The sequence below is a fragment of the Vreelandella zhanjiangensis DSM 21076 genome (assembly GCF_000377665.1).
GTDB lineage: Bacteria > Pseudomonadota > Gammaproteobacteria > Pseudomonadales > Halomonadaceae > Vreelandella > Vreelandella zhanjiangensis.
The window spans coordinates 59622-71160 of record NZ_KB898648.1 but is presented as its reverse complement, the minus strand read 5'-3'; the positions used below and the strand labels follow the sequence as shown (position 1 = coordinate 71160).

Annotated in this window: 9 protein-coding genes; 4 read left to right on the top strand and 5 right to left on the bottom strand. The window is 47.0% G+C overall.

Annotated elements, in window-relative coordinates; genetic code table 11:
* Positions 1-51: 51 nt before the first annotated feature.
* Together D467_RS0107455 and D467_RS0107450 are read left to right on the top strand one after the other, a co-directional pair.
* Complete coding sequence (locus D467_RS0107455; RefSeq protein ID WP_018916877.1) at positions 52-2601, top strand: DUF8727 domain-containing protein; 2550 nt, start codon at positions 52-54, stop codon at positions 2599-2601.
* A gap of 8 nt (positions 2602-2609) precedes the next feature.
* Positions 2610-4430 carry a hypothetical protein gene (locus D467_RS0107450; protein WP_018916876.1) on the top strand — a complete coding sequence of 607 codons (1821 nt, stop codon included), beginning with the start codon at positions 2610-2612 and terminating at the stop codon, positions 4428-4430.
* Between the two features lie 51 nt (positions 4431-4481).
* On the opposite strand, the gene D467_RS0107445 is transcribed toward D467_RS0107450, so the two are convergent.
* The gene (locus tag D467_RS0107445; protein WP_018916875.1) at positions 4482-4796 is read right to left on the bottom strand and encodes a MarR family transcriptional regulator; all 315 of its coding nucleotides are present in this window, start codon (positions 4794-4796) and stop codon (positions 4482-4484) included.
* Entirely contained in the window at positions 4789-7113 is a 2325-nt protein-coding gene (locus D467_RS0107440; protein WP_018916874.1) for an FdhF/YdeP family oxidoreductase, read from the bottom strand. The genes D467_RS0107445 and D467_RS0107440 overlap by 8 nt, the downstream gene beginning before the upstream one ends.
* Before the next feature lie 196 nt (positions 7114-7309).
* Between D467_RS0107440 and djlA the strand changes: the two genes are divergently transcribed.
* Entirely contained in the window at positions 7310-8071 is a 762-nt protein-coding gene (gene djlA, locus D467_RS0107435) for a co-chaperone DjlA (RefSeq protein ID WP_018916873.1), read from the top strand.
* A 120-nt stretch (positions 8072-8191) separates the two neighbouring features.
* The gene (locus tag D467_RS0107430; protein ID WP_018916872.1) at positions 8192-8812 is read left to right on the top strand and encodes a glutathione S-transferase family protein; all 621 of its coding nucleotides are present in this window, start codon (positions 8192-8194) and stop codon (positions 8810-8812) included.
* Positions 8813-8824: 12 nt separating this feature from the next.
* Here the strand turns inward: D467_RS0107430 and trhA are convergent, their stop codons facing one another.
* From trhA to D467_RS0107415, 3 genes are all read right to left on the bottom strand, one after another.
* Complete coding sequence (trhA, locus tag D467_RS0107425) at positions 8825-9496, bottom strand: PAQR family membrane homeostasis protein TrhA (protein ID WP_018916871.1); 672 nt, start codon at positions 9494-9496, stop codon at positions 8825-8827.
* A gap of 219 nt (positions 9497-9715) precedes the next feature.
* Complete coding sequence (locus D467_RS0107420) at positions 9716-10252, bottom strand: hypothetical protein (RefSeq protein ID WP_018916870.1); 537 nt, start codon at positions 10250-10252, stop codon at positions 9716-9718.
* Positions 10253-10274: 22 nt separating this feature from the next.
* Entirely contained in the window at positions 10275-11444 is a 1170-nt protein-coding gene (locus tag D467_RS0107415) for a zinc-dependent alcohol dehydrogenase (protein WP_018916869.1), read from the bottom strand.
* Positions 11445-11539 lie beyond the last annotated feature (95 nt).

The window sequence follows — 11539 nt, the reverse complement described above, 5'->3', positions numbered from 1 at the left end:
ATAAAAAATCTTATAAGAAATATTAAAAATTAAGTTTTAAAAGAGAGAAAAATGTCAAAATTAGTCGTAGTGAAAAGTCATGGATATAATGACAACCAATTAGGCATAGTCATACCAATTGCATACGAAAATGAAGATGGCACATATACACCTGTTGACCCTAGTGAATTTCCTAACGATGGCATTTTCATTGGTGCTGATTACGAAAAAATAGATGAGGCTTTTCGAGAAGGAGAGACTTTTATTCTTAATGATTGGAGTGAAAGTGATTCAAATTGGCAGGAAAACCCACGTATACAAAAATTTCGTAGCTTTGGCAACAAGAGCTCGCATAAAGAATCAAATACGCTATTACCTGTAATTGAAACAAGTCTTCCTGAAATAAGTACTGGTCTAGTTAATGACAATCTTCCAAGAAACACCTCTCTGTTTATAAAGAATGGAGATTTTATCTATGGTCCTTTTTTCTCTAGCAATACAGAAGATACTTTATATTTAACACCAACGACTGGAACGACTCCTTTAAGTCTACCAACAGATCATATTGCAGTTTTTAAATCACTAGATTTATTTAATTCTGGTGATTTATTGAAGGTTAGCCAGAACGGTGAATCACAACTATATCTAGGCTCCCTTAAACGCGTTGCTCGTCAACAATTTGAAAAGATGGATTTTATCTCGGATGCAAGATTAATAAAATTTTATACTCAGCATGGTTTTGGAAAGAAAGTTTCCACGCCTCTAAATAAGGCAGATGCAAAAAAACTACATCAAGCGATTGAACACTATAAAAAACAAGAGAGCAAATTGCAAAATGAGCAAAGGCTTAAAAGATTAGAAAAAGTAATTGAGGATTTTCTCAATGTAGATGCTTATGGAAAAGAAATAATTGAAAACTTCCTTGTTGATAATAAACACGGAAAAGCATATTTAGATAATTATTTTAATAAAAATAGTGAGATTTTAATAAAACAGAAAAAAGAAGAAATAGAGGAAAAAACAAGGCTAGAAATATCTAAAAAGAAAAAGGAAATCGAAAAAATTGAGCAAGAAATTGTCTCTAAATCTAACGAACTAAAATCATTTCAAGAAACTATTCTATTAGAAAAGAAGAACTCAGAGATAAAAATAGAAGAAATTAAAAATCAAACTGTTCATGAAATACATCAAATCCAATTGGAAAGACAAGAAGAACTAACCAAAAAAAATTCGTCCATTGAGAAAGAAATTAGTGAGAAAAAGTCAGAACTCGAAAATTTGATTATTATGCTTGATACAGCTAAAGATCTTGAGGATCTAAAGCGCAAGGTTGAAATTGAAAAAGCTCGTTTAGAAGAAGGCAGAACAGATCTGCACGAATTAAAAAGGGCTATTGGTCAGCAAAAGCATATTATTGAATCTCCGGGACTAACTGACAAACTGGTTGAAACTAACACGCTTATTGCCATACTAAATGGGCGTAGTTCTACTGAAAAAGATTCTCAACAAGAGCCTGCTGTTCTTAAGCGATCAAGTTTCCCTCTTACTCATGAAAATAGATTTGATTACATTCAAAGCATTAACAACTATTTTGATAGTGATCATGGGAAAAAATTTGATTATGATGAGACACTAAATATATTAATAAATATTTATCAATCCTTTTTGACTATCTTCTCCGGTCCTCCTGGCACAGGTAAAACTTCAACAGCATTGCGCTTAGCAGCCGCAACTGGTTTGACGAACCCTGAAGAAAGCTATAAGAAAACTAATTTTTTAAATATTGCGGTAGGAAGAGGTTGGGTAGCAGGCAGGGATATTTTAGGATTTTACAACTCGTTGAAAGGTGTTTATCAAGAGTCTCGTTCAGGGCTATATCAATTTTTAAGAAATGATCTATCCAATTCTGAAAATAGTGATCTAAAAAAGTTAATTTTGCTTGATGAAGCAAATTTATCAAGCATGGAACATTATTGGTCAGATTTCTTGTCTATGTGTGACCCTGAAGGTCGAAATAAAGCTATCGACTTAGGAATTCCGAGCGCAGAAAAAAGGTTTTTAAAAATAGACAATAGTGTTCATTTCATAGGTACTATTAATAATGATGCAACGACTGAGAAGCTTTCTCCAAGGCTTATTGATAGAGCACCAATAATTAGTCTTACACATGGAGAATTAGACGATATTAGAACTCCAGAAGAGATTGTTTCGCTTTTCGATGGAGCTATAACACATGAGCAAATTAACAATAGTTTTAACATTAGCGCTCACGAAGCGGAGCTAAACATTGATGAAGAAGAGATACTATCTTTAATCATCAAAGAATTATCATCACAAATCAACAAGACATCTCCAGTTATCGTTAGCCAACGGAAAAAAAATGCTATTAGAAGATATTGTCATATAGCTAATGATGTTGGCCATATGAGATCTCAACCAATTGATTTTGCGGTCGCACAACACATTTTGCCTTTAATTGAAGGACATAGTTCTTCTTTTAAAGAAAGACTTTTAAAAGTAGATCAAATTTTTGTTAAGTATGATTTAAAAAGGTCAAGAAGCATATTAAAATCTATTATTGATCGTGGTGACAATTTCGCTGAATTTTACACTTTCTTTTAGTGAACAACATGAATTTGAATTTTACGGTACTGAATGGGCCAAGAAAAGAAACTCAGCACAATCTATCGAGCAAAACTCCTGGCCTTTACTTTTATGAAGATGAAGCCTTATTAATAACTTTAGAAATCGCTGAATTTTCTTCGGAAGTATATCTATGCCTGCATGAAAATGAAATACGTGCTACCGAATATATGGAGACAGATACTGGCTTTAAATATATTTGGCGTCCAGTTAAACATTATAAATGGGGCCATGAAAAAATCTTTCATAATTTTTGTGGTTATGCCGAGATATCAGTAAAGCATACCTCGCATGAAAATGAAGTTAACGTATTTACATTCTCTTTAGTTGAAATTTTAGCGAGAAAAATTACATCGGAAAGTGTTACTTCGATGCTTAGCTTTTTATCTGAGCATGGTGATGAGACACTTTCTACTTTATTGAGGGTTACCAGGTTTTCTGCAGGTTTGAAAGAAGGCCATCGTTCGATATCTTTTTTAATTGAACAAATTGAAAAAAACGTTTTACTGCTCAATTCAAAAATTGCTTCTATCTGCGCTAACCCAATAACTAAAAATAATCTTAATGAAAAAATTAATTTGCCAAGCGAAAGAACTCTATTCGATGATAACAGTCTGGCTTGGTTATGTGAAAACTTAGATAGTTTATACGAAACCGATGACTATCAAGAAGCTTTTATCGAATGGGAAGGCAAACTTTATACTAGTCATAAAATTCGAGAAATAGAAATTGAAAAGAATCATGACACATATGAAAACCAAGTTATTCTTGGATTTATTGAAACTTTGATAAACACTACGAATTATATTCTCATAAAGCTTGATGATACAAAGCCAAAAAACTCTATTAACTCTTATAACGAGCAAGGTTATATTAGTTTCTTTTCGCAAATAAGAAAATTTAAAAGAGAAATAAATAAATCTAAAATAAAAAATTGTCGCAATATAATTAATCAACTTCATGCCATAAAAGATTATTTTTTAGCGCATTTAAAGATTACATCATCATTCAATGGAATGCCTAACTTCACCTATAAAGCAAAAGAAAAAAATGATTATTTTTTAATTTTCAAAAATATTGCTAATTGGTATAGATTTGGAGCTGCTGACTTAGGCATACCTGATGAATTATCCTCAATACAAAATATACCCAAATTATTTGAATATTATTGCTTTATTCGCTTAAAACTTAGCCTTGAAAACCTAGGCTTTATACCTGAAGACATTAACACTGATAAAAAAGAAAATGGAGTTTCTTATTACTATAAACTACAAGGTTATTGCTTAGCATTGAGATATGAGCCAGTATTCTGGGCTGATAACAATAAAAGAAGTGGAAAACAGGAGTTTGTAAACATAGAAGCCTGGACAGTTGACAAAAGGAACATAAAGGAAAGAAGCAAAAACAGCTCTAACTCAAAAAGATGCCCAGACTTTGTTATTGAGTTAACAAAAGGCTCAGAAAATAAAATGTATTATCTAGATGCAAAATACACTAATAGAGATACTGCCTTTACGAATTATTTACCTGATTTGACTATGAAGTACATACATGGAATAGGCTCTAAAAACTCAGCAGAGAGCCCTTCTCTAGGACTTAGTATAATTTATCCTGATGAAGTAGAAAAAACCATTAGCTTTCACGAACATGAATATAGCATATTTGGCAGCAAGCCTATTCTACCAGCGCTAAACATAACCTCAATTAAGATTTATGAACAAAACCATAAGGAATCAGAGTTCAATACTTTCATAAATAAAATTTTATTATTTATGAAAAATTCATTAGTAGAAAAAACGATCATATAAAAATTCCATATGGATTTACTTCATAAAATTATTTACCTAACATAATCTGTATTAGTGGAAGACGATAAAATACCTTTGTTCATATCGTATTACCCGTAAAGCCGGGCTGGCGCCGCCTGCGGGTTGGGTGCTCACCCAGCCCGCGTCTTCAAGCTCCGCGCAGGCGCGGCGGATCAAGGCATGTTCGATATTAAGATGCCTGGCTAGCAGCGCACTGGAAAAGCCTTTTTCGGCGGGCGGTGACTCGCGCAGTGCCAGCAACACCAAGGCTGCCAGCGTGTCGAGTTCAGGGTGAGCATTCTGCAGCGCCGCGAGTGAACGCTGCAGTTTCTGCTGATTCGCCATTTGATCAGACAGGTCAAGCAATGCGGGCGCTCGCCTCCAAGCGAATGGCAATCGACTTGGACGCCGGGGTATGGCTTTGATCGCCCTTATGATCCAGCGGAATCAGCGGGTTGGTTTCAGGGTAGTAGGCAGCGGCGCAGCCTTCGGGCGTGTCGTAGGCCACGACTTTGAAGCCGTCCACACGCCGTTCGATGCCATCGCCTGACTCACCGATCAAATCCACCCACTGCCCGGCGCTAATGCCCAGCCGGTCAATGTCCTTACGGTTCAGGAAAATCACCTGACGGCCGTTTTCGATCCCCCGATAGCGGTCGTTATAGCCGTATACCGTCGTATTGTACTGATCGTGAGAGCGCATGGTTTGCAGGGTAAGCCAGCCGCCTTGGCGGGTTGCCATTTGTTGGTGGACGACCTGCTCGGGCAATGGCGCATCCGAAAACTCGGCCTTACCGCTCTGGGTAGGAAAGCGCAGCTCGAACGCCGGGTTGGTTAACCAAAAGCCCCGCGGTACGCGAACGCGCTCGTTGAAGTTCTCAAAGCCGGGAATCACCGCTTCGATATGTTCACGGATCACGTCATAGTCTTCGCGCATGGCCGCCCAGTCCACGACATCGCTGCCCAGCAGCCGCTCGGCAATGCCGGTCAAAATGGTGATTTCTGAAGGTAGCGAGGCATCTACCGGGCGGTTAATTCCTGCTGAGCTGTGCACCATGCTCATGGAGTCTTCCACGGTGATCAGCTGCGGCTCGCCCGCCTGGTTGCGGTCGATTTCGGTACGCCCCAGGCAGGGTAGAATCAGCGCGTCGCTGCCAGTAACCAGATGGCTGCGGTTGAGCTTGGTGCTGATAAACGCCGTGAGCTGACACTGCGCCATCGCCGCCTCAGTCACCCGGCTATCGGAAATCGCCCGGGTAAAGTTACCCGCCAGGCCAATAAACACCTTGCCGGGCTGATGGCGCATGGCGTGCACGGCGGCCACGGAGTCCACGCCGTGTTCACGCGGCATGGGTTTGTTGTAGCGGGCTTCCAAGGCATCCAACAGCTCATCGGAGGGCTGCTCGAAAATCCCCATGGTGCGGTCACCCTGCACATTGGAGTGGCCGCGTACCGGCGAGGTGCCCGCACCGGGTTTACCTAAATTACCGCACAGCATCAGCAGGTTAACGATTTCACGTACCGTCGGCACCGAGTGCACGTGCTGAGTGATGCCCATGGCCCAGCAGATGATGGTGGCCTTGGAGCGCGCATACAGTTCGGCCGCCTCTTGCATCTGTGCGCGGCTTAAGCCTGATTGAGCCTCCAGCGTTTCCCAGGCGGTTGCTTCCACCACGGTACGATAAGCATCCAGCTCAATGGTGTGTTCGGCCATGAAAGCGTGATCAAGCACCGCTTCGCCTGCCGCGTCACGCTCAAACAGAGCTTTGGCCATCCCACGCACCGCCGCCATGTCGCCGCCCAGTTTGGGGCAGAAGTAGTGGGAACTGATCCTATGGCTGCCGTTATGCAGCATCTCAAGGGGCTTTTGCGGATCGGCAAACTTCTCAAGCCCCCGCTCACGCAGCGGATTGAAGCTGACAATGGTAGCGCCACGCTCAGCCGCTTCGCGCAGCGTGCCCAACATACGCGGATGGTTGGTGCCGGGGTTCTGGCCAAACACGAAGATTGCATCGGCCTTTTCAAAATCTTCCAGCCGTACGCTGCCTTTGCCCGTGCCCAGCGCTTTGGTCAGCGCGACGCCGCTGGCTTCGTGACACATATTGGAGCAGTCAGGCAGATTATTGGTGCCATAAAGCCGCGCCAACAACTGAAAAACATACGCCGATTCATTGCCCGCCTTGCCCGAGGTATAGAAGATCGCATCATCCGGCGTGGGCAGCGCTTTAAGCTCGGCGGCAACGAGATTCAGCGCCGCATCCCAGGTAATCGGCTCGTAGTGATCGGTCTCGGCGTTATAGCGCATCGGCTCGACCAGCCGCCCCTGGTCTTCCAGACGGTAGTCATCCCAGGTTTTAAGCTCGCTGACGGTGTGCTTGGCGAAGAAGTCCCGGGTAACACGCTTGGAGGTGGCCTCCCAAGTTACGGCTTTTACTCCGTTCTCGCAAAACTCAAACGAGGAGCCGTGCTCAGGATCGCCCCAGGCACAGCCTGGGCAATCAAACCCATCAGGCTGGTTAAGCTTGAACAGCGAGCGGGCGTTGGTGGCTGGGGAGCGGCTATGCAGCAAATGCTTGCTGACCGCCTTGAGTGCGCCCCAACCGCCTGCCGGGTTGTGATACTCAAAAACCTTGGGATCGTGTACCGTAGAGCTTTTTGGAGCGTCCGGATCTGGCGAGGCCATAGCTTCTCCATGCGAAGAGAGGAGGTGGGAAGCATTGTGGTAAACGATTGCGGCAAACGTTAGCCTGCTTCATTTTCAACTATAGTAGTACGTTCGGCGAAACACGTCGCCTTGTTTAAATAGCTACTTGAAAGCCTGGCACCGCCCTTTGCCTGTATCCGGTTGCACATCCGTTCTACTGACGCTAGAGAGAGCCATGCTACTTCTGATTGTGTTTTTTGCCCTGATTGGTCTTGCCACAGGCGGCCCCGTTGGGTTGTTAATTGGTGGCGCCTTGGGTTGGTGGTTAGGGCGTCGCCTTGGCCGTCGCCTGATGGAGGCGCGCATGCGTCTTCAAGAAGGCTTTTTAGAATCGATTTTCTCGGTGATGGGCTGCCTTTGCCAGGCCGACGGAAAAGTCACTGACGGCGAGCTAGGCGTTGCCGAAAAGCTGTTTGACCAGATGCACCTTCAAGGCGAGCAGCGGGCCAAGGCACGCGCGGCCTTTGAGCGTGGCCGTGCGGATAACTTCGACCTTGATGCCGAGCTTGCCAGCGTCGGCCGTCTAACCCGCAACCAGCCGGTCATGCGCCAGGTATTTTTACAGGTCCAGCTCTCAGCCATCGCCGCGGACGGCGTACTGCATCCTGAAGAGCATACAATGATCCTGCGAGTAGCACGGGGCATTGGGTGTAGCGAGGCCGAAGTACAGCAAATTGAAGCCATGCTACATGGCGCGGCGGCTAACTCTCAAGGGGCAAGCGAAGAAGCGCTTAAAGATGCCTACCGCGTGCTGGGCGTTTCTGAGGATGCCAGCGACGCCGAAATCAAAAAAGCCTACCGCCGCTTGATGAGCCAGAACCACCCGGACAAACTGGCCGGTAAAGGGCTGCCCGAAAGCATGCGTGAAGTGGCCCAGGCGCGCACCAGCGAAATCGGCAACGCTTACGAGCGCATTCGTAAAGCGCGCGACAGCTAAGCGGCCTCTGAAGGGCTGCGTTGACTGGCTATTCTGACATCGACAGCCGGTGCCTTAGTCGTTAGATTGAAAGCGTCTTCTTTTCGCCAGCGACGGCTGGCCCCTTGTCAGGAGCACGCCATGATTACGCTGTACAGCTTTCCCCATTCTCGCTCACTGCGCGCCGCCTGGACGCTTGAAGAGCTGGGCTTGGACTACGATTGTCGCTATGTCGCGCTGGACAAAGGTGAAGGCCAGACTCCGGAGCATCTGGCGCGCCATCCGGATGGCAAAGTGCCGGTGCTGGAAGACGGTGAGCTTACCCTGTTTGAGTCATCCGCCATTTGCCGTTACCTGGCGGAACAGTATGGTGACGGTAACTTGCTACCTACCAATGCCGCCGAGCGTGCCCAGGTTGACCAGTGGTTGAGCTTTATCGTCTCTGAAATGGAGCAGCCGCTGTGGACCCACGCCAAGCATAAGTTTGCGCTGCCTGAAGACAAACGTGTGCCGACTATCGTGCCGACGGCTACATGGGAATTTCAGCGTGCGCTGAGTGCGTTAGAACGGCGTTTTCAAGGCCAAGAAACCCTGGTGGGCAATACTTTCACGCTGGCGGATATATTTCTCACCCATACGCTTTCCTGGGCGATCAGCATGAAACACCGCCTGCCAGAGCCGCTCATCGCTTATCAAAAGCGCCACGCTCAGCGCCCGGCGTTGGCAAAAGCAGTGGCGCGCGAGAAGCAAGCGGCCGAGTAAACATTTAACGCTTCAAGTCGAATAAGGCAGTACGGCTGCCACTACCGCAAAGTAGTGGCATACGCTGCCCGCCACTACAAATAAGTGCCAAATAGCGTGGTTATAGGGGATCGCCCGCACGGCGTAGAAGATTACGCCCAGCGTATAGAACATACCGCCCGCCGCTAAGAGAGTAATGCCGGTGACCGAGAGGCTGGCGGTCATTTCTTCGGTTGCCAACACAATCATCCAGCCCATCAGCAGATAAATCACCACTCTTAAAATCGCGAAGCGCTGCGGCCATAGCAATTTGCAGATAATTCCGATCAGCGCGAGTGACCACACGGCGGCAAACAGCGTCCAGCCGGTAGGGCCACGCATATTCACAAGCAAAAACGGCGTGTAAGTACCCGCAATCAGAAGATAGATCGCGCAGTGATCCAACAATTGAAAGCGCTGTTTCCAGAGTCGATGCGCAATACCGTGGTAAAGAGTAGAAGCGGTATACAGCAACACCAGCGTCATACCGTACAAGCCGAGGCTCACAAGCTTCCACGGGTCTACATGAGCGGCAATACTCGCCATCATCAGTAGCACCACAACCCCAACGATACTCAGCAACGCGCCTACCCCGTGGCTAATGCTGTGCAGGCGCTCTTCTAGAGCGCTGAATTCTTCAGGTTCAACATCGTATGCGCTGTTCATGCCTTGCCCCATTGCTAAGAGCTGCCGTCATTGAGCAGTGAGTACTAATCACCAGGCTTCACTCTACCTCTCAAATATGACAAAACCCAGGCGCCGTTGGTTGAACGTCTGGGCTTTGTGAGGTCATGAAACAGGGGCCGCTGTACTTAAAACGCTGTGTTTAATACATAATGCTTAAAACAGCGATATGTCTGCACTATTAAAGTAAATAAAATAAAGCTAAAGCGGCAAGCTGGGCAGCGCATCCTGCATATCGTTGGGCACTTTAAAATCACGCGCCGCGCCGCGGGCGCTTTCCAGGCCTTGTGGGAAGCCGCTGCGGTGGCTGTAATCCGGCGTGACACCAGCTTGGTAAGCATGCCGTTTGCTTAACGCCTGGGCACAGTAGACATCGACTGCGGTAATAATCCCCACGGCGGTTAGCGCCAGATAAAGGTTCTTTCGCTTGGGGTTATGTCTATCCTGAAGCGCGTAGGTCAGTGCAGCCAGGTCAAGAGTATCGCCGCCGACCCGGCTCCAGATCGCAGGCGTTGGATTATCGGTCAGTGCGCCAATGCCGCTGATCATTTCACGCGCGCCGCAGGCACGCATCTTGTTCTCATGGCCGCGCAACCCAAGTTGTTCACCTAGCTTATGCGGCGCCAACAGCTGATAAAGCCCCAAGCCCAGACTTAGCCAGCCTAGCCCGCGGGCGACTCTATCGGCGGTGCTTAATGAACGGGTCATATGTTGTGATTGATGATATTGATGGTGCATAGCTACCTCCATGGCTTGTTGATCAAGGTTTGAGAATCACCTTGACACAACCATCCTGCTTCTCGCGGAAGGTCTTATACATTTCAGGCCCCTGATCCAGGCCTACGGAGTGGGTAATGACAAATGAGGGATCAATCTGCCCTTCATCAATACGCTTGAGCAGGTCATCGGTCCAGCGGTTAACGTGGGTCTGGCCGGTGCGCACGGTAAGCCCCTTGTTCATTAGCGCGCCCATAGGGATTTTATCGACCAGCCCACCGTAAACGCCGGGAATGGACAGCACACCGGCAGGACGACATACGTAAATCATCTCGCGCAGTACATGGGCGCGGTCACTTTCAAGCATCATCGCCTGCTTGACCCGATCATAGGCAGAATCCAGTGAGCGCGTGGCATGCGCTTCAAGGCCTACCGCATCGATACATTTTTCCGGGCCTTTGCCGTTGGTCAGCTCCTGCAAGCGGCCAAGCACACTCTCATGCTCGAAGTTAATCGTGATCGCCCCGCCCGCCTGGGCCATGGAAAGGCGTTCAGGCACGTTGTCGATCACCACTACCTGGCGGGCACCCAGCAAGACGGCGCTGCGAATACAGAACTGACCAACCGGCCCCGCTCCCCAGATAACGACCGTATCGGTGGGCTGAATATCGCACTGCACGGCGGCCTGCCAGCCAGTCGGGAAAATATCCCCGAGAAACAGCACCTGCTCGTCGGTCAGCGTATCGGGAACTTTGATATGCGTGGTATCAGCAAACGGCACGCGGACAAATTCCGCCTGGCCGCCTGCATAGCCGCCGGTTAAATGTGAGTAACCAAACAGCCCGGCACCGCCGTGGCCAAAAGCCTTGTCAGCCAAGGATTTATTGCGGTTGGAGCGCTCGCAAACCGAGTAATTGCCGCGTTGGCACTGCTCGCATTCGCCGCAGAAAATAGTGAACGGCACCACCACCCGGTCGCCGACCTTTAACTTTTTGTTAGCGCTGCCCACCTCCATGACTTCGCCCATAAACTCATGGCCAAGCACGTCGCCGCATTGCATACCGGGTATAAAGTGATCGTAAAGATGCATGTCAGAGCCGCAGATAGCGCAGCTGCTTACATTGATAATCGCGTCGCGGGGATGTTCTATTTCAGGATCAGGAACCGTGTCGTAACGAACGTCATTTTTGCCATGCCAGCACAGTGCTTTCATCGTTGCTCCTCCTTACTCTTTTGCAGATAGTTAGCGTCCTGCTATGTATCAGCATCGGTCTGTATCAAAACCGGTCTGTATCAACATAGCCCAGA

What these genes read in the sequence shown, in the direction of transcription:
- D467_RS0107455 (WP_018916877.1), top strand. Translation starts at nt 52, where the DNA reads ATGTCAAAATTAGTCGTAGTGAAAAGTCATGGATATAATGACAACCAA.
- D467_RS0107450 (WP_018916876.1), top strand. Translation starts at nt 2,610, where the DNA reads ATGAATTTGAATTTTACGGTACTGAATGGGCCAAGAAAAGAAACTCAG.
- D467_RS0107440 (WP_018916874.1), bottom strand. Translation starts at nt 7,113, where the DNA reads ATGGCCTCGCCAGATCCGGACGCTCCAAAAAGCTCTACGGTACACGAT.
- djlA (WP_018916873.1), top strand. Translation starts at nt 7,310, where the DNA reads ATGCTACTTCTGATTGTGTTTTTTGCCCTGATTGGTCTTGCCACAGGC.
- D467_RS0107430 (WP_018916872.1), top strand. Translation starts at nt 8,192, where the DNA reads ATGATTACGCTGTACAGCTTTCCCCATTCTCGCTCACTGCGCGCCGCC.
- trhA (WP_018916871.1), bottom strand. Translation starts at nt 9,496, where the DNA reads ATGAACAGCGCATACGATGTTGAACCTGAAGAATTCAGCGCTCTAGAA.
- D467_RS0107420 (WP_018916870.1), bottom strand. Translation starts at nt 10,252, where the DNA reads ATGCACCATCAATATCATCAATCACAACATATGACCCGTTCATTAAGC.
- D467_RS0107415 (WP_018916869.1), bottom strand. Translation starts at nt 11,444, where the DNA reads ATGAAAGCACTGTGCTGGCATGGCAAAAATGACGTTCGTTACGACACG.